The sequence below is a fragment of the Novosphingobium sp. PhB165 genome, from assembly GCF_004341845.1.
Classification (GTDB): domain Bacteria; phylum Pseudomonadota; class Alphaproteobacteria; order Sphingomonadales; family Sphingomonadaceae; genus Novosphingobium.
Genome location: NZ_SLVB01000001.1, coordinates 320,863 through 339,381 on the forward strand (window position 1 = coordinate 320,863; position 18,519 = coordinate 339,381).

At 66.6% G+C, this 18,519-nt stretch carries 14 protein-coding genes; 3 read left to right on the forward strand and 11 right to left on the reverse strand.

Annotated elements, in window-relative coordinates; all coding sequences use genetic code 11:
* Positions 1 to 165: 165 nt before the first annotated feature.
* Entirely contained in the window at positions 166 to 2,703 is a 2,538-nt protein-coding gene (ligD, locus tag EDF56_RS01665; RefSeq protein ID WP_132384992.1) for a DNA ligase D, read from the reverse strand.
* A gap of 3 nt (positions 2,704 to 2,706) precedes the next feature.
* Positions 2,707 to 3,564 carry a Ku protein gene (locus EDF56_RS01670; RefSeq protein WP_132384993.1) on the reverse strand — a complete coding sequence of 286 codons (858 nt, stop codon included), beginning with the start codon at positions 3,562 to 3,564 and terminating at the stop codon, positions 2,707 to 2,709.
* 283 nt (positions 3,565 to 3,847) lie between these two features.
* On the opposite strand from EDF56_RS01670, the gene EDF56_RS01675 reads away from it, so the two are divergent.
* On the forward strand, positions 3,848 to 4,651 hold the full coding sequence (locus tag EDF56_RS01675; protein ID WP_132384994.1) for a hypothetical protein: 804 nt from the start codon (positions 3,848 to 3,850) through the stop codon (positions 4,649 to 4,651).
* Between the two features lie 168 nt (positions 4,652 to 4,819).
* Positions 4,820 to 5,932, forward strand: coding sequence for an endonuclease/exonuclease/phosphatase family protein (locus EDF56_RS01680; protein WP_132384995.1), 1,113 nt, complete (start codon positions 4,820 to 4,822; stop codon positions 5,930 to 5,932).
* Positions 5,933 to 5,934: 2 nt separating this feature from the next.
* Here EDF56_RS01680 and EDF56_RS01685 read toward each other — a convergent pair whose 3' ends face one another.
* Both EDF56_RS01685 and EDF56_RS01690 read right to left on the reverse strand, forming a co-directional pair.
* Positions 5,935 to 7,059, reverse strand: coding sequence for an aminotransferase class V-fold PLP-dependent enzyme (locus EDF56_RS01685; protein WP_132384996.1), 1,125 nt, complete (start codon positions 7,057 to 7,059; stop codon positions 5,935 to 5,937).
* Positions 7,056 to 7,802, reverse strand: a complete 747-nt coding sequence (locus EDF56_RS01690; RefSeq protein ID WP_132384997.1) for a tryptophan 2,3-dioxygenase family protein — start codon at positions 7,800 to 7,802, stop codon at positions 7,056 to 7,058. Before EDF56_RS01690 ends, EDF56_RS01685 begins: the two co-directional genes overlap by 4 nt.
* Before the next feature lie 132 nt (positions 7,803 to 7,934).
* Here EDF56_RS01690 and EDF56_RS01695 point away from each other — a divergent pair, with 132 nt between their 5' ends.
* Positions 7,935 to 8,399 (forward strand): Lrp/AsnC family transcriptional regulator, encoded by a 465-nt coding sequence (locus tag EDF56_RS01695; RefSeq protein WP_132384998.1) that lies wholly within the window; start codon positions 7,935 to 7,937, stop codon positions 8,397 to 8,399.
* 180 nt (positions 8,400 to 8,579) lie between these two features.
* On the opposite strand, the gene EDF56_RS01700 is transcribed toward EDF56_RS01695, so the two are convergent.
* The 7 genes from EDF56_RS01700 to EDF56_RS01730 all read right to left on the reverse strand — a co-directional run bounded on the left by EDF56_RS01700 (position 8,580) and on the right by EDF56_RS01730 (position 18,507).
* Positions 8,580 to 9,551: a glutathione S-transferase family protein gene (locus tag EDF56_RS01700; protein WP_132384999.1), complete on the reverse strand. Its 972-nt coding sequence runs from the start codon at positions 9,549 to 9,551 to the stop codon at positions 8,580 to 8,582.
* 159 nt (positions 9,552 to 9,710) lie between these two features.
* Positions 9,711 to 12,908 (reverse strand): autotransporter outer membrane beta-barrel domain-containing protein, encoded by a 3,198-nt coding sequence (locus EDF56_RS01705; protein WP_132385000.1) that lies wholly within the window; start codon positions 12,906 to 12,908, stop codon positions 9,711 to 9,713.
* Between the two features lie 336 nt (positions 12,909 to 13,244).
* Positions 13,245 to 15,641: a TonB-dependent receptor gene (locus tag EDF56_RS01710; protein WP_132385001.1), complete on the reverse strand. Its 2,397-nt coding sequence runs from the start codon at positions 15,639 to 15,641 to the stop codon at positions 13,245 to 13,247.
* A 4-nt stretch (positions 15,642 to 15,645) separates the two neighbouring features.
* The gene (locus tag EDF56_RS01715; protein WP_132385002.1) at positions 15,646 to 16,572 is read right to left on the reverse strand and encodes a FecR domain-containing protein; all 927 of its coding nucleotides are present in this window, start codon (positions 16,570 to 16,572) and stop codon (positions 15,646 to 15,648) included.
* A gap of 38 nt (positions 16,573 to 16,610) precedes the next feature.
* Positions 16,611 to 17,138 carry an RNA polymerase sigma factor gene (locus EDF56_RS01720; RefSeq protein WP_243652329.1) on the reverse strand — a complete coding sequence of 176 codons (528 nt, stop codon included), beginning with the start codon at positions 17,136 to 17,138 and terminating at the stop codon, positions 16,611 to 16,613.
* A 127-nt stretch (positions 17,139 to 17,265) separates the two neighbouring features.
* On the reverse strand, positions 17,266 to 17,673 hold the full coding sequence (locus EDF56_RS01725; protein ID WP_132385003.1) for a DoxX family protein: 408 nt from the start codon (positions 17,671 to 17,673) through the stop codon (positions 17,266 to 17,268).
* Positions 17,674 to 17,814: 141 nt separating this feature from the next.
* Entirely contained in the window at positions 17,815 to 18,507 is a 693-nt protein-coding gene (locus EDF56_RS01730) for a YoaK family protein (RefSeq protein WP_132385004.1), read from the reverse strand.
* Positions 18,508 to 18,519: the final 12 nt, after the last annotated feature.

Below are 18,519 nucleotides of genomic sequence, written 5' to 3' on the forward strand. Positions count from 1 at the left end.
AACGAGACAGGGAGATGCGAGCGAGACGCGCCCTTCCAGAAAGTGGAAGGGAGGATGCCTGCAAGGCAACATCGCCGTTCCGCCAGAACCAGATCACATCGCCGGCTGAAGCTGATCGGGAGCCATGGTGCGGGCTTTCGGTGCGCGGGAAGGTGCGATTTCGCGTCAGAATTCCGGCAGCTTCTGCGCCGCAAAACCCCAGCCGCGCAGGATTTTCGCGCGCTCCAGAAGCTTTTGCGCATCGTCTATCGAGAAGGGGTGGGCGTCCTTCATGTCGCCAAGTTCGTCCCAGTCGATCGGCACGGCTACGGGCGCTCCGGCACGGGCGCGGGCAGAATAGGGCAGCACGGCGGTACTGCCGCGCTGATTGCGCAGCCAGTCGATGAAGATCCGCCCCTTGCGCTTGGCCTTGCTCATGGTGGCGACGTAGCGATCCGGATGCGCCTGGCTCATGGCCTGTGCGAAGCGCTGGGAAAAGTCCTTGTGCGCGTCCCAGCCATGGTCGGGATCCAGCGGGACGACCACGTGCACGCCCTTTCCGCCCGAGAGCATCGCGAAGCTGACAAGCCCCAAATCGGCAAGCTGGCGGCGAATTTCCTGCGCGGCCTTGCGGCAATCGGCGAAATCGAGCCCCTCGTCGGGGTCGAGGTCGAAGACCATCCGGTCGGGCTTCTCCACGGCATCGGCGCGGGCGCCCCAGCCGTGGAACTCGATCGTGCCCATCTGCACGCATGTCAGCAGGCCGTCGGCATCGTCGATGTAGAGGTAGTCCTCGGTGCCGCCGTCCTTCTCGCGGATCGGCACGTGGTGCACGTGCGGGCCGAAGGCGCCGCTGTCGTGCTTCTGGAAGAAGCAGGCCTTGGCGCGCCCTTGCGGACAGCGCACGAGGCTGACCGGGCGGCCGGCGGCAAACGGCAGCATGAGCGGGGCGATGTCGACATAGTAATCGGCCAGCTGGCCCTTGGTGCGGCCGCTTTCGGGAAAGATCACGCGGTCGCGATTGGTGATTGCGATTGCCGGTTTCGCCTTGGGCATTGGCCGTGCCTTCTCCTCGGTGACCTCTGGTGCCGTCTTGTCGCTCCGCAGGCCAACGAAACTGGCATGGCGCACGCGGCCCTCGGCGGTCAGCTCCGCAAAGGCGACTTCGGCCACGAGCTTCGGCGTCACCCAGCTGGCGCCGCGCGCGTCCGCCTTGTCCACTTCCAGTGCGGGAGACTTGCGCTCCAGTCTGGCCAGCCGGGCGGCGATATCGTCCAGCAGCGCCCCGTCGAACCCGGTGCCGACCTTGCCGCGATAGACCAGATGCTTGCCTTCATATTGCCCGAGCAGGAGCGAGGAAAACGGGCGCCCCTTGGCGCGTGAGCGCGACCAGCCGACCACCACGAATTCCTGCCGGCGCGAGCACTTCACTTTGACCCAGCCGCGCGTTCTGCGTCCGAGGTATGGCGCGTCGATGCGCTTGGCGATCACGCCTTCCTGTCCGGCCTCGCACATCGCCTGGTAGAGCTTTTCGCCTCCACCGATCAGATGATCGGCCACGAAGATCGGTGACTGCGCGTCGGCAAGCAAGGCTTCGAGCCGTTCCTTGCGTTCGATTTGCGTGCGAGGCGCCAGATCCTCGCCATCCAGTTCGAGGAGGTCGAAGGCGTGGAATTCCAGCGCGTCGCTTTCCCCTTGCGCACCGTGACCGCGCTTGAGAACTGCCTGTAGCGCCGAAAAGTCCGGATTGCCGTGCTGGCCGCGCGCGATGATCTCGCCGTCGATCAGGCAGGGCGGCAGGTCCAGCGCACCCATGGCCTTGGCGAGCGGCCCGAACTTGTCCGTCCAGTCGAGTCCGCTGCGCGTATAGACCGCAACGCCCCCGCCCGAGACGGCGAAGAGCGCGCGATAGCCGTCGAACTTGATCTCATGCATCCAGAGATTGCCTGCGGGAACCGCATCCACGAGCGTTGCGAGTTGGAGCTTGCGGAATTTCGGAAGCGGCGCGGCGCGGGTGGGTTTGGTACTCGGCTGGGCACGCGATCTGGCCTTGTTCTCGGTGTGCCTTGCCGCTTCTGCCATGCTCTTGGCAAAGTCCGCGCCGTGCTTGCCTGCAAGCGACTGCGTGCCCGCCTTGTCGGCCTCGATCTCGGCCATGGTGCGGCCCGTGAGCACGCTGGTCAGGCCTTTCTCGACCAGTTCGTCTCCGGCGGCGTCGTGGCCGTCCGCCACTTTGCGCAGCAGCCAGTTCTCGCGCTTTTCGCCGGGCCTGCCTTTCATGCGCACCAGCAGCCATTCGCCCTGCATGCGCTGGCCATAGAGCCGGAAGTGGAGATGTCCCTCGTCCAGATCCTTGGCGCTCTTGCCTTCAATCGGCTCCCAGATCCCCCGGTCCCAGAGCATCACCGTACCGCCGCCATATTCGCCTTTGGGAATACGCCCTTCGAACCCGCCATAGGCCAGCGGTTGGTCCTCGGTGCGCACGGCAAGGCGCTTGTCATCGGGATCGGCGCTCGGGCCCCGCGTCACCGCCCAGGACTTGAGCACGCCGTCCACTTCCAGCCGAAAGTCCCAGTGCAGCCGCCGCGCCGCGTGCTTCTGGACGATGAAGAGATTGCCTTTGTCGCTGGCCCCGCGCTTGCCCGCAGGCTCGGCCGTTTTCGCGAAATCGCGTTTGGCGTTGTAGCTGGCGAGGGGATCTGAAGGGGCCTTGCGCGCCGCCATGGCTCAGGCTCGCTTGCGGCTGCGCGGGGAGGCGGTCTTCTTGGCGGGCGCCTTCTTCGCGGTGCTGCCACTATCGCCCACCGATTTGCGCAGCGCCGCCATCAGGTCGATCACGTTGCCCTTGCCGCCACTGGCGGGCTCCTCGACATCCTCGAGCACGCGCTTGTTCGATTTCGCCTTGGCCTTCTTGTCGATCAACCGGTGCAGCGCATCGACATAGCGGTCGTGGAATTCGCTCGCATCGAATGGCGCGGTCTTCTTGTCGATCAGGGTCGTGGCCAGCTCCAGCAGGTCCTTGTCGGGCTTGGCATCGCCCACGTCGCGGAAATAGTTCTGCGCCTTGAGCACTTCATCGGCATAGCGCAGCACTTCGAGCACCATGCCGCGCCCGCAGGGCTTGAGCGAGACCAGTTGCTCGCGCCCGCGCACCGCAAGTTGGCCGATCCCGACCTTGCGGCTGGCGCGCAAAGCCTCGCGCAGAACCGCATAGGCTTCCTCGGCCAGATCGTCGGCGGGGACCACGAAGTAGGGCTTTTCGTAATAGAGCACGTCGATCTCATCGGCGGCGACGAACTGTACGAGTTCCAGCGTGCGGCGGCTCTCGATCCTGACCGCCTCTATCTCCTGCTCGTCCAGCAGCACGTAACTACCTTTCGAGATTTCGTAGCCCTTGAGGATCTCGTCGCGGTCGACCGGGCCGATGCCGGGGGCGACTTTCTCGTAGCGGATGCGCTTGCCGCTGGGCTCGTGGATCTGGTGGAACTGGATCGCGGCGCCCGACCGCGTTGCCGGATAGACCTCGACCGCGATCGAGACGAGCGCGAGCCTGATCTGTCCCTGCCAATATGCGCGTGCGGCCATTGCCCAGTCCTTTCGGCGAGATCAGTCCTTTCGCCGGGATAAGCCGTCAGAAGGGGCAGGGTTCCCATGCTCTCCGGCGAAGGATTGTCGTCGAACCATCATCAAACGGTGATCGATCCGTCATCTGACTGAATTATCGGAAGGTGATGGGCGGCCTGTTCCTGCCGGGACGCAACTTGACCGACGAACCTGTCCGCCTTTACCCCGGTGCCATGCGCGACTGGACCATTCCCAACGACCGCTATGGCCGAACGGTCTATGCTGGCATGCAGGCGAAATTCTGATGAGCATGTTCCTTCTTCTCGCCGCCGCACTGACTTCGGTTGCTCAGACTCCTCAACCGCCGCTCGCCGCCACGGAATTGCGCCGCATACCCGCCGAGGAAGCGCGGCAGGGCGCGACGGCCGGGCACGGTTCGGTCTATGCGATCGATAATCACGCGATCGGCCGATACGACGCGAACACGGGCAAGCGCGTGGCCCACTGGGAGGGCGATCCGGCCCGGTTCCCGCATATCAATTCCTGCGAACTCTATGGCCGCGATCTGGTCTGCGCAGCGTCGAACTATCCGCATGTGCCGATGAGCAGCGAAGTGCTCTGGTTCGATGCGACAACGCTGGAACTGCGCCGCACGGAGTCGCTTGGCCACGGGCACGGCTCGCTGACATGGGTGAGCCGTCATGGCGGCGCATGGTACGCCTGCTACGCCAATTACGACGGCAATGGCGGGGAGCCGGGCCGCGATCATCGTTACACCACGCTGGTCCGCCTCGACGACAAGCTGCGCGAGACCGGGGTCTGGACGTTCCCTGATAGCGTGCTGGAGCGGTTCTCTCCGCGCAGCGCCTCGGGCGGGGCCTGGGGCGACGATGGGCTGCTCTATGTGACCGGCCACGACCGACCGGAGATGTACGTCCTGCGGGTTCCCACCAGAAGCGGCGTGCTGGAACACGTGACGACGATCGCACTGCCCACCGATGGACAGGCGATCGGTTGGGAGCAGGGCGAAAACCGTGTGCTCTGGTCTATCGAGCGCAAGAGCACCGAACTGGTCGCCAGCCGGGTGCCTCCGGTACTCACCCGATAAATTCCGCGCTGCCGTCCGGATCACTCCGGATAAGCGGCAGCGGCGACGTCATGGGTCTGCGGCTCGCGAGTGCGAGGGCGTAACCGAACTGACGCCGTTTCATCATCACGTCGTCAAGCCGGTGGCCTAGCGCGCACGCGGGCGGAAACCCGAATGTGGGGAGCGACGATGTTGGAATATACCGGTCCGGGGGAATCTGCGGGGGCGCAGACTACTCTTGAGGCAACGAAGAACCGTGGTGGGCGGACGAGCAAGGCGCATCTTGCGGCAATGTTCTTCGCCATGGCGATTGTGGTGGGGCTGGTGGTGGATGCGTTCCTCAGCCAGCCGGCCGTCGCGTTGCCGGCCACGGTAAACCCGCTTCCGGCCGGGATGCGCGGCGATCTTTCGGTCATGACCTACAACGTCAAGGGCCTGCCATGGCCGCTGGCGAGCGGGCGTCCGGAGGCGCTGGCGGCAATCGGCCAGCGATTGGCGCAATTGCGCCGGATGGGCCGCCAGCCGCAGGTCGTGGTCTTGCAGGAAGCCTTCATTCCCGAAGCCAAGGCGATTGCGCGCGAGGCCGGATATGCGTTCGTGGCCACGGGCCCGCAAGGCCGCCCGGCACCGAATGAGGATCAGGCGGCGACGCGGGCATGGACACTGGGCGAAACCGGCGAGGCCCATGTCGATAGCGGTCTGGTGCTGATGTCCGACTTGCCGATCCGCCGCGCCGAGCGTGCGGCATTCCCGGCGGTGGCCTGCGCGGGCTATGACTGCCTTGCCGCCAAGGGCGTGTTGGTGGCCGAGCTTGCACTGCCCGGCGGCGGCACGGTGCGGGTGGCGACCACGCATCTCAATTGCCGCAAGGCTTCGGGCACGAGTTCGCAGCGCAGCGACGCGGCCTATGCGCAGCAGGCGGCCTTCCTGAGCAATGTGCTGGCCCGCTCACGCGCCGATGGCGTGCCGACGATCCTGGCCGGAGACTTCAATCAGGGCCAGCGGCCCGACCGGATCGCCATGCTCCATGGCGCGCTCGACAAAGTGCCGGGCGCCGAGCGCGAGGATGCGCTGAGCCGCCGGTTTGACGCCGACCCTGCCGGGATGGCGCGTCTCGCCGGCGCGCAGTGGATCCGCCACAAGGCCCGCGACATGCAGTTCACGTTCGACGGCAGCCCCGCGCGGCTGATGCCGGTGGGGATCGAGATCCCGTTCGGCACCGAACCCGATGGTTCAATGCTCTCGGACCACATGGGCTATACGGTGCACTACGCGATCCGGCGCGGCAGCCAGCGCGCCTGAGATCAGCGGGCGGGGGTCAAGGCAACTCCCGCCTCACACAGGGTGCGCGCAAATGCCCGGGCTTCCTCCGGCCGGTTCCAGCCGTGGAACGAGGCGCGCAGGATCGCCCCGCGGAAATCGTGCGCGAAACCGGCTGCGCGGAGCGCCTGCGTTGCAACGGTGGGATCGTCGCAGGTGAGGCACAGCGTTCCGCCTCGCGCGCTCCAGTCGAGCGATTGCCCGGCTTCCTCCTCGAAGGCGGCGATGCAGGCGCGGTTGTTCGCCAGCAGTGCGTCCTGTCCGATTGCCAACACGGTGCGGATGCCCTCGGCGGCCAGCGCGAAAGGAGCGACCGAGGGCGTGCCGCCCTGAAAGCGCCGCGCGTCGGATGCGTAGCGGAAGTCGTGGATGTCGAAGGCGAAGGGGGTCTCATGCGCGAACCAGCCGACATCGAGCGGTTCAAGCGCGGGAATCCGTTCCGCGCGCACATGCAGATAGGCCGCGCCGGGGCCGCCGCAGAGCCATTTCACGCAGGAGCCGATCATGGCATCGACGCCCCATTCGCGCGCGGCAATGGGCAGGATCCCGGCGGACTGCGCGACATCGAGGATGGAGAGCGCGCCGTGCTTGCGGGCCAGCGCGGCGATCTCGGTGACCGGAGAGACCAGCCCGCTGTTCGAATGGACATGCATGGCGATGATTGCGGCGACCGAGCCGTCGCAATGGCGTGCCCACGTCGCGGGATCGGATGGGTCTTCATGCGCAAGGATAAAGCGCGGCGTCAGCCCGAGGCCGGCCAGCGGCGCGAGCACGAAGCCGACCGTCGGGAAGGCCTGTTCGCTCAATAGCACCACGCCTTTGCCGGGTTCCGGGCGCAGACCCGAAAGCAACGTGAACAGCGCGGCCGAGACGCTCGTTTGCGGAGCTACCGTCGCGGCATCGACGCCCAGCAAGGTCGCTACTGCCGAACGGAAGCCCTCGATGGTGTCCAGCCAGTTCGCCCAGGCATCACCGCCAGCCGTGCGCCACGGGGCGAGCATGCCCGCTTCCAGCGCCGGACCCGCCGAGCGCGGCAGGCAGCCTACCGAATGGGCGAGCAGATAAGGTCCGCCCTCGGGCAGATGGAACAGGTCGCGCGTTTCGGTCATGCCGCGTCGGCTTTCCCGATGCTTTCACGCACGCGGCCGTAATCGTGGCCCCAGTCGTCGGTCATTTCCACGCGCACGTCCCAGAGCGCGGGGAAGAAGCGGTGCTTCGCGCCCGCCTGCAAGAGATCGACCGAGCGGCCCTTGAGCGAGGCGGAACCCATGCCGATGGAGCGGTGGATCAGGAAGATGTGGTGCCAGCGGAACTTGCCGAACAGTTCGTCCAGCTCGATCAGCGCTTCGGCGAGGACATAGGCCTCGTCATGGGCAAAGCCCTGATCGTAGATTTCGCGCACGGTGCGTCCGGCGCCGGAGACATAGGCTTTGTCGAACGTGTGCCACAGCTCGGGAACGATGCGCAGCAGCACGCGGAAACCGGGCGATTCCTGCCCACTGCCATTGCCGAGCTGGAGGCGGATTTCCTGATATTCGCGCGGGGACATCGTTTCCAGCAGGTCGAGTTGGGCGGTCATCAGCCGCATCAGCCGGTGGCAGCGACCGAGCAGCGTATTGGCGCGCAGGGCCTGCTTCGCGGCGATGCACTCGTCGATATCGAGCACGGTCGAGGCGATCAGCTTCATCCAGAGTTCCTCGACCTGATGGACGATCTGGAACTGCAACTCGTCGGCATTGCACAGCGCGTCCCACGGTTTCTGGCAGGCGAGCAGGCTGTCGGTCTTCAGATAGACCTCATAGTCGAGCGCGGCGGGCGCCCCGAGCTGTTCGTAAACCTTGGCGCGATCCATGACCTCTCCCCTTATACAAGAACGAGGACGATAGCAGTGTACGGCCGAAACATTGGTCTTGATTGGACGGCGATTGCGGGCGTTCGGGGAACGGAATAAGGAGATTTGATAATTCTGGAGAACAATCGTTCCATGCCCGATCTCGATCCCGTCGATATGCGCCTGCTCCGCGCTCTGGAACACGACGCGCGGCTTTCCTTCGCCAGCCTTGGGGAAGTGGCGGGGGTCTCCAAGACGCCGAGCTGGAAACGGGTGCAGGCGATGGAGAAAGCGGGCGTGATCGCCGGCTACCGCGCGGTGATCGACCCGGCGGGCATCGGGCTTTCGACGAGTGCCTTCGTGCAGGTCTCGATCGAGTTCGACCGGCATGAGGCTTTCGAAAGCGCGGTGCAGGACGAACCTGCGGTGCTCGCCTGCCATGCGACCGTGGGGGATTTCGACTACCTGCTGCAAGTCGCCACGGCGGGGGTTCCCGAACTGGACGACCTGTTGCGCAACCGCCTGCGCAGGTTGCCGGGTGTGCGTCATTTCACCACCACTCTTGCCATGCGCGACGTGAAGCCGCGCGCTTATCTGACGGATGCGGCGAAGGGGTGACGGGGGGCATGACGCCCACACCGCTCCACGGAAAACCCGAATAATCCTCGTCATTGCGAGCGTAGCGAAGCAATCCAGAGGGGCGTGCCAAGCCGCTCTGGATTGCTTCGCTACGCTCGCAATGACGAGAGGGGTGGGCGATTCGAGTTCCCTCCGAAATGCCAGAGCAGAGGGCCCCGCTCACCCCCGTCCGTGCGGCGTTTCGAGGTCCAGAATCGGCCCCACCGGCACAATCCCGGTCGGATTGATGGTGCGGTGGCTCTGGTAATAGTGCCCCTTGATGTGCTGGAAGTTCACCGTGCCCGCCACGCCCGGCGTCTGGTACATGTCGCGCAGGAACCCTTGCAGGTTTGGATAGTCAGCGACGCGGCGCAGGTTGCATTTGAAGTGGCCGACATAGACCGCATCGAAGCGGATGAGCGTGGTGAACAGGCGGATGTCCGCCTCGGTCATGGCTTCGCCGACAAGGAAGCGGCTGCGTGACAGGCGCTCTTCCAGCCAGTCGAGACTGTCGAAAAGCGGACCCACCGCATCCTCGTAGGGTTCCTGCGATGTGGCGAAACCGGCCTTGTAGACGCCGTTGTTGACGGTGTCGTAGACTCGCGCATTCACCGCATCGATCTCCGCGCGCAGGGCTTGTGGGTAGTAATCGCCCGCCTTGGCGCCGAGGCCGTCGAACGCCGAATTGAGCATGCGGATGATCTCGGAGGATTCGTTGTTGACGATCGTCCCCGTCTGCTTGTCCCACAGGACCGGCACGGTCACCCGGCCGGTGTAGGCAGGGTCCGCCTTGACGTAGACCTCGTAGAGATTGCGTGCGTGATTGACGCTATCCGGCACGACGCCCGGCGCCGGATCGAACGTCCAGCCGCGCTCCAGCATCAGCCAGTTGACCACCGAGACGTCGATCATCGCCTCCAGCCCCTTGAGCGCGCGCATGATCAGCGTGCGGTGCGCCCATGGGCAGGCAAGGCTGACGTAGAGGTGATAGCGTCCGGCCTCGGCTTTGAAGCCGCGTCCGCCTTCCTGCGTGGGCGCGCCATCGGCGGTCACCCAGTCGCGGAAAGAGGAGTCCTTGCGCACATAGCGTCCGCCGGTCGATTTCGTATCGTACCAGACATCCTGCCAAACGCCGTCGACCAGCTTGCCCATCGCCTTGCCTCGTTCCAATCGGGGGGGAGGGGCAGCATCGGCCATTGGCAACGGGCTGTAAACCGGCCCGGTCAGGAGAAAAAACGGAAAAAGGTGCGGCGCGCCGACGCAGGGGTGGGGATGACGTCGGCGCGCCGCGGCGGCACAATGGGGACCGGCTTAGAAGCCGATCGCCACCGAGCCGCGCAGGGCAAGATTGGTATGGCCGTGGCGATCCTCGGCCGAGAGTTCGCCCAGCATCGTCAGGCCCACGGTGCCGCCGATGGCACGCAGGCGCGCGAACCAGCCGCTCGTCGCGTCGTCGCCTTCGAGGCGGAAGTCCTGTCCGCCGTCGAAATGCGCGGTGGTCGCGCCAAGGCCGCCGCTGACGATCTCGCGCCAGCCGCCCTCGGTTTCCATGCGGAACCAGTTGTCGTCGCGGCCCGCCGCGGTCATGAAGTCCACGCCCACGGTCATCGCGCCGTTGACGCCCAGTTCGTCGCTGGTGCGCGAGGCCACGGTGAGGTCCAGTGCCTTGCCGCCGCCGGTCTCGGTATAGCCGTCTTCCTTGAGGCGGACGTAATCGACCGAGACGTTCGGGCGGAAGTAGAGGTACTGGCCGCCGCCCTCCCACGAAGCGCCGCCGGCGAAGGTAACGAAGTTGCCGTTCCAGTTGCCGTCGATCGTGCGGTTGACGGTTTCGCTGCCGGCCGTGCCGCTGAACTTGCGCGCGCTGTCATAGCTGCCGAGGCCGACCGAGGCGCGGGCATAGCCGGCCAGGGGGCCGCTCTGGCCGCGCCAGTGACCTGCGAATTCCCATGAGTTCGACTTGATCTCGCTCGCCGGTCCGCGCGTGTAGCGATTCCACAGGTAGGAGAAGGTGCCGCCGAAATAGCCCACATCGGTCGCATATTCGCCGCCCAGCGACATGGCGTAGCCCTGGAGGTTGTAGGCGGCGGTGGCGCCCGCGTTCTTGTCGCTGCCCCAGAACGAGAGGTTCAGGCGCGTGGTGAAGCGGGAATCGCCGAATACCGGGCCCTGCGGGTCCTGAAGCTGGCGCGTGAGCGTGCGGGTGCCAAGGCTGATGCCCTCGAAGGCGCCGCCCGCGTGATCGGGCAGCATTTGGGCGACTTTCTCGCGGAAAGTGTCGCCATCGGTCACGCCGAGGAATACCTTTTCGATCGCGTCGTCCTTGCCGAGTGCGGCGAAGACCGCGTCATAGGCCGTGGCTTGCGAGCGGTTGAGGCCGAGTTCCGCCACCGTGCGGCGGGCCACGTCGACGACGATCACGTTGGCGGGCGCGTCCTCGTCCAGCGAGGCCTTGAACATGAAGGGGACAAGGTCCGTCGCGGCCTTGAGCTTGTCGCGGCCGGTCAGCGTGCCGGCGGTCAGGACCTGATAGCTGCCCTCGGCGGTCGAGACATCGGCAAGGCGGATCGAGAGCTTGGCACCGTCCGCGAAAGCGGCGGTTCCGGCCACGGTATAGGCCGAGCCCAGGCCAGCCGCCTTGTTCAGTGTCACCGCCAGAACGCCGCTCGCGCCGACATCCAGCGAGCCGATCGAGGCCGGTTTGTTGACGTCCAGCGTGCCGCCCGAAACCTTGACCGTCAGCGCGCCGGCATTGGCGAGTGCGCCGGAGAACACGGCGGTATCGGCCAGCGTCAGGGTGTCCGCGCCGCCGCCGAAATCCGTGGTTCCGGTGTAGCGGGACGTGCCCGCAAGGGTCATCGTGTCGCTGCCAGAACCGAACGTGACATTGCCCGTCTGCACTGCGTCGCCCGAGAGCGCGAGCGTGTCATTGCCGCCACCTAACGTGACATTGCCGGACATAGTGCCGTCGGCGATGGAGAAGGTGTCGTTGCCGCTGCCGAGGCGCACGTCGCCGGTGATGGCGGGGGCGGCGAAGCCCGATGCGACTTGCGTCTGGCGGATGGTGACGCTGCTGGTGTTCGCCGAAAGATCGATGGCGACATTGCGGCCGCTGTCGGCCTTGGCGCCGGTGGCGGAGATCGTGCCGCTGTTCTCGATCAGGTTGAGGGTACCGCTGGCGTCGCCGATGGCGACGGCGGTGCCGGTCTCGCCGACGACCGCCTTGATCGTGCCCGAGTTGCGCAGGGTGGGCAGGCTGGCCCCGGCCTCGATCTTTACTGCGGTGGCGATCGAGGCGGCGGTGTTGCCGCTGGTGGCGGAGATGGTGCCGCCGTTCTGGATCTGCGGCGTGCTCGCGCCTGCGCCAAGGCGGATCGCGGTGGCCGCGGCATCCTTGGAGGTGGCGACGACCGAGCCGGTCACGCCGATGCCGTTGGCCACGGTGACTTTGCCGCCAAGTCCGCCGATGGCGAGGCCGTTGCCGTCGATGCCGGTGTAGACGCCGTTGCCTTCGATCCCGCCCTCGATCTGGAGGCCGAAGCCGCTGGCAGTGCCGGCCACCGCGCCGATGGCGATGTCGCGGTCTGCCGCGCCGATCACCATTGCCGGGGCCTTGCCGTAGGTGACGACTTTGGCCGAGCCTTCCTTGGCGTCGTCGATGCCGTCGCCGTCTTCGTCGGCCTTGTTGGGGTCGCTGTCCTTGGGCGGCACGGCGAGCACGATGCCGCCGGTGACATTGCCGCCGATCACCAGCGCCGAACCGCCTTGCAGCAGGTCGTCGGCGTCGAGCTTGGAGGGATCGGCGGGGGCGGTGGTGTAGCGATAGCCGGTCGAGGCGATGTTGCCCTGCACGACCATGGCCCCGGTCACATCGCCGCCGAAGTGCGCGCCGACCGAGTTCGCACCCTGCGCGGTGACTGAGCCTGCAAGTCGGACATTGCCGTTGATCGCGCCCGTTTCGACGCCGACCGAATTGTCGCCAAGGACGTTTGTCGTGCCGTCATGGACGAACGCGCCGTTCAGCGTGCCGCCCAGCGAGATGCCCGCCGAATGGTTGCCTTCCACCGTGATCGTGCCGCTCTGGGTGAGCTTGCCGGTGTGATCGCCGTCGACGCGGATGCCGATGCGGTTCGAGCCGAGCGCGAAAGGCCCGTCGAGATCGCCGTCCTTGTCGGTATCGGTCGCGGTATAGGGCTCGTCCACGGTGATCGTGCCGGTGTTGACGATATCGCCGCTGGTGCCCGCGAGCGCGCGGATGCCGATGGCGCCGTCGGCATTGCCGACTGCAAGCGCACCGGCATTGGTGACGCCGTTGTTGCTGTCCATCGTGATCGCCGTGCCCGACGAGAGCACGACCGAGCCGTCCTTGGTCACATTGATGGCGTCGGCGGCGCCGTTCTTGATGGTGGAGGTGAGGAGGGGCGTGGTCTTCTTGGTCGACACATCTTCCGCATGCGCGGCCGTCGCCACGGCAAGCAGCGCAGTGGAGGCAAATAGGTAGCGAGGCATCTTCGTCCCTTCAGATCGATCTCGAAGGGGAAGACGGAGGCCCTGCGGCGGGGCCTTGAAAATAATTTCGGGCGCGCGGATTTCGCTCCAACTCTGGGCCTTAAACCTAACTTGGCCTCCCAAACCTCGTCGTCCCCGCGAAGGCGGGGACCCCGCTTGTTCTTGCGGCTGGGCGAAAAGGAAGCGGGGCCCCCGCCTTCGCGGGGGCGACGGAGTGTTGTTTGGTTGATGGTGGTTTAGCGAATGGCGATTTGGCCAAGGCCGCTTTGGGCACGGCCGGTTTGGTGGGGGCCGGTTTGGCGAATGCCGCCTCGCTATGCGGCTATTCGCACGAATTCAGAATTTCGCGTCGAAACCCAACCGCACCGTGCGCGGGCGCAGCGGCGTCACTTGCTCGCGCCCGGTGGCGAGCGGGGTGCCCAGTGCGAAGCGGTTGCCGCGCTCGTCGGCAAGGTTGGTCACGCTCAATGTCACCCCGTATCCCGGCGTGCCGAGACGAAGGTCGAACCCGCTGTCGAAATAGTCGCCCTGCAACATGCCAAGATCCGGCCCGATCCCGAGCCGCGACTTGCCGAGGTAGCTGGCCCAGGCATTGCCCGAAATCGCGAGATCGCCGTCCAGATCGTGGTTCCACGCCAGCGCAGCGCGTCCGGCGAAGCGGGCGATATTGGGCACCTGCATCTGCAAGGCCTGCACTGTCGCCGCCGCGTAGAAGTACTTCATCTCCGCACCCGGCTCGGGCTTGTCGATCCGGCTGCGGTTGAACGCCGCGCCCGCCTCTAAGCGCAGTCCCTGCATCAGTTTCACCCCGGCTGAGACGCTGGCCGACCAGACGCGCCCATCGCCGATATTGGCAGTGCTGGGCAGGCCTGCGCTGTCGGTGAAGTCGGCCTGGATGTCGCGCCAGCGGGTGTAGGACAGGCTGACCGCAAGGTCGAACGGGCTCACCCCCGCGCGGCCGTGGCGGGCGCCCATTTCGACGGTGCCGGTACGGTCATTGCGGAAGCGGCGCACATAGTCGCTCTCGATGGCGAAGCCGCCGGGGCGAAAGCCTTCCTGATAGCGTATGTAGAACTGGTCCTCGCCGGAGAACGCGGCGTGGAGCGCCAGCGCGGGCAGGAACGCGGTGAAGGTGCGCTGGGCGGTCGTGTTCCGGGCGGCCATGGCCAGAGCTACCAGCGGCGAAAGATCCTCGCCGTCACCGCCCAGCCGGGCGTGGGTGAAGCGTCCCCCGGCGGTGGCCGTGAAGGGCCCCGTCAGATGCAGGCTCGCCTCGCCGTAGAGCGTGAATTCGTCCACGGTATTGCGCACCCCGGTCGCGCTGCTGCGGAAGGTCTGTTCCTCGAATTCGCGCGTCAGAGTGGTGCGGTTGCGGGTGTAACTGGCGCCGAGCAGCCAGCCGAAGCCATGGAGCTCGGGCTGCCACAGCCGCGTCTCGTGCGCGATCATGCGCGTGGCATTATTCTGCTCGAACAGGCGCGGCGGGCCGTCGGGTGTGCCCGCGTCATAGCGCTCGTGCAGGTTCTGGCGCACTGCCCCGGTGGTCGAGCGCAGTTCCAGCCCGCCGATCCGCCCGGCGACGACCAGTTGGCCCAGCGCATAGTCGGCATTCGATCCTTCGCGCACGCGGGCGGAATTCTCCAGCGGCGCGCCGCCGCGATCGGCATATTGGCTGTCCGCCGCGTCGATCGACTGGGCAAGGCCCATGACGTCAACGGTCCAGTCCGGTGCCACTCTTACGCGCAGCGCGGCGCGGCCGCCGAGGACATCGGTGCGGTTGACGTTCTTGCGCCCCATCAGCGGCTTGTCGATATAGCCGCCGTAGCTGGCGGTATCGAACGTGGCGCGGAAGGCGGCGGTATCGGTGGCCACGGGCAGGTTCACGGTAGCACTGAGATCGGTGGAGGGGGCGCCGTGCTGCGTGAGCGCGCCGCCGAGGATGATCGACCCGCCGGTCGTGTCGAACACGGGCGGATTGGGCACGAGGCGGATGATCCCACCCAGCGATCCGGCGCCGTAAAGCGTGCCCTGCGGCCCCTCCAGCACCTCGACGCGGGCAAGGTCCGAAAGCCGAAGGTCCGGATCGGGCGCGTTGTAGGTGAGGCGCATGTCGCCGATGTATTGCCCCACGGTCGCCTGTGTCGGCCCGGTGAAGCTGGAATCGGCGATGCCGCGAATGAACAGCTTGTTGCGCCCGCTGCCAAGCTGGGTGGAGGCGACCGTGGCAAGGCGGCGCACGATCTTCTCGCTGCCGCCGACGCCGCCTGCCGTCAGGCTCTCTCCGCCAAGGATGGTGACTTGCGCGGGGACCTGATCGAGCCGCAAATCGCGCTTGGTGGCGGTGACGACGATGGGTTGCGGCGTGGGTTCAGCGTGATGAACCGCTGCCGGTTTGGCGGGCGGCGTTTCGGCAATGACGCGGCGCGGTTCGGGCGCGAGATCGAGCCGCCATGCGCCTCGGCCCGCAGACACCGCGCGGGCGCCTGCCGCACGGGCGAGGCGGGCAACGGCCTCATGCGCTTCCATCCGTCCACGCAGGGCCGGGATGCGGCGGCTGGCGAGCCGGGGATCGGCGATGACGATGCTGGTGCCGGTCTGCCGCGCGAGTTCGATGGCCGCGTCGCCCGCCGTGCCCTCGCGCGTCGCCACGATTGCCAGTTGCCCCGGCGCCTGGGCAGCGACGGGCAGCGGCACGGCAAGCGCCGTCAGGCAGAGCAGGAACGCGCGGCGCATGGTTTCAGGGCTTGCCGATCGTCCAGACCTGGCCCTCGTGGCGGACCTGTAGCCCGAGCAGGGCGCCGATCATCTGCGGATCGTCATGGATCGGCGTGACAAGGATCGAGCCCGAGACGGGGGCATCGGAACCCGGCTGCGCGGCGAAGGCAATGCCGGTCGCCCGGCTCAGCCTTGCGGCGACTTCGGAAAGCGGGGCGGCGTCGAAAGTCAGGCGGCCCTCGCGCCATTCGCCCACTTCGCGCGGGGGGACATGGCCGACATTCACGCTGCCTGCATCGGCGATGAGCCGGTCTCCGGGGGCGAGGCGCAAGTTCTCCGCCTTGGGGTTGTAGCCCACTGCGCCTTCGGCCACGCCGACGCTGAGCCGCGTACCCTCGCGTGCAACATCGAACACGGTGCCGAGGTCGACAAGCGTGGCCTCGCCCGCCTCGACATGGAACGGGCGCGCGGCGTCATGGCGCACGGTGAACAGCGCTTGCCCCTTGTCGAGCACGGCATAGCGCGGGTCCTTGCGGTCCAGCCGGACCACGGTGCCGCCGGCAAGGTCTATGCGGGTGCCGGTTTCGAGTTCGACCGTGCGCATCTGCCCCGGCGCGGTTTCCAGCGAATAGATCTCGCGCGAATGGGTCTGCCAGAACCAGACCCCGCCTACCAAGGCCAGCGAGGCGGCAATCGCGCTGCCCAGCCAGGCGCGGCGGGTGGGCCGGGCGGCGGGAGGCTCGGCATGGATCCAGCCGTCGTTCGCGGGGGCGGCGACGGCAAGTTCGGCCGCCTCGGCCACGGCAAGGTTCACCGCGTCGTAAGCGCGCCCGTGCGCGGGATCGGCTTCCAGCCATTGCATGAAGCCTTCCCAATCGTCGAAGCCGGGCTCTCCGGTCAGCACCGCCCAGCGTGCGGCGGCGTCGCGGATCATGTCGTCATTCGCCATCGCGCAGTCCTCCTGCGGCATTGACGGAGACGTTCGGCTCAAGCCTCATCGCGTCGTTCCTTCCATTCGCCGAGCGCGCGATAGGCAAGTCGCAAGTCGCTTTCCACCGTGCTGAGGCTGACGCCCAGTTCCGCCGCGACATCGCGCTGCGCCATGCCGTCTATGCGGTGGCGGCGAAAGGCCGTGGCCACGCGCGGGCCAAGCCCGTCGAGCAGCGCGATGACTTCGGCCGCCTCCTGCGCGGCGGCGACGCGGCGCTCGGGCGAGGGATCGGCGGCAATGCCGGTGCCGGTATCGGCATGGACCTCGGTCCAGTCGCGGTCGCGCTTGTCGGCCTGTCGCTGCGAGCGGTAGCGGTCGATCATCAGCATGTCCGCCATGCGCATGAGGTAGCCGAGCGGATTGGCGATGGGGCCGGGGCGGCTGGCGGCGATCCGCAGCCAGACTTCGTGCAGCAGGTCTTCCGCCGCATCGCCTGCGCCGCGCGCGCGCAGAAAGCGCAGCAACGCATCGCGATGCGCGAGGAATGCCGCTTCGAGGCCGGCTCCGGGAGAGGGCAAAGTCACGCGCAGGGCTGTCAGTTCTTGTAGTCGCGCGCCCCGGATAGACGTTCCCGCTGCCGAGGGGAAGGCACATGCGAAGGGGGCGGACCCTTGCGGATCCGCACCCTCGGAGTGCCGGGAATGGTAAGGCTCAGATGCGGCCCTTGCCGAAGGCGACGATCTGCAACAGGCCGCCGGCCATCGCCACGTTCTTGAAGAAGTGGATGAACTGGTTCTGGTCGGCGAAGTTGTTGTGGAAGAAGGCGGCGGTGACGAGGCTGAAGACCGCAAGCACCGCTGCGACAGTGCGCAGGCGATAGCCGGAGATCAGCAGCAGTCCGCCGACCACTTCGACCAATACCGCGCCGGCGAGTGCCAGTGTCGGGAAAGGCAGGCCGACCGATGCGATATAGGCAGTCGTCGCGGCGGGGGCGGCCAGCTTGGAGAGGCCCGAGAGTACGAAAATGGCAGCGATCAGCACGCGGCCGACGAGCGGCAGAGCGCGGACCAGCGGGGCTTCGGTGGGTTCGGAAGTGAAGGTCTGGGTTGTGGTGTTCATGGCGGATTTCCCTACTTTGCAGTTATGGGCGCCGGTCTTTCCTCATCCAGCGTCCTTCGATGGACCGGTTATGCAGGGAAATCGTTTTTCGGAAAATCCCGATAAGTTTGTTTGATATGTTCTGGAAAATAGAAAAGATATTCAGGCGACGTGCGGGTGGGCTGCTGCCGGATGGCGCACGCAGGCAAGAGTTGCGACGAACACGACCACGCCCGCAAGCGCCAGCGGTGCCGACAGGCCAAAGCGCATCACCATGACGGCGCCGACCGCCGCGCCTGCGAAGATCGCGAAGATCGCGGCCAGCCGTCGCACCAGATTGGGCGCGGTGCCGCCGGCCATGCGGGAATCGGCGGCGATGCCGGTGATGGTGAGCGTCAGCACCGTGGTCGTAAGGTCCGGCACCTTTAGCTGGCGGATCGTCGCATTGCGAAAGCCCATGGCGATCGCGGTCAGCGCGATCACCGCGTAGAGCGCAGGCTTGGGCGAAAGCGTCGCCGGATCGTATCCCAGCGCCACCCAGGCCGCGATCCACAGCAGCGTCGCCTCGATCAGCGCCGCCCATGTGAGCCAGTGGCGCAAGGGGCGCGGCGAGAGCAGCTTGCCGGTGCGCCCGGCGATCAGTGCGCCGCCAATGAAGGCCGCCAGCGCCACCAGATAGGGCGCGACCGAGAAGCCCGGCGTGCCCGCTGCGGCAAAGCCAAGGAACACGATATTGCCGGTCATATTGGCGGTGAAAACTTTGCCGAGCCCCAGCACGCTCACCGCATCGACAAGGCCGGTGGTGGACGACAGCAAGAGCAACAGGCCGGGGAGAGGGGAGGAAGGCTTGTCCATCGGGAAGGGTTC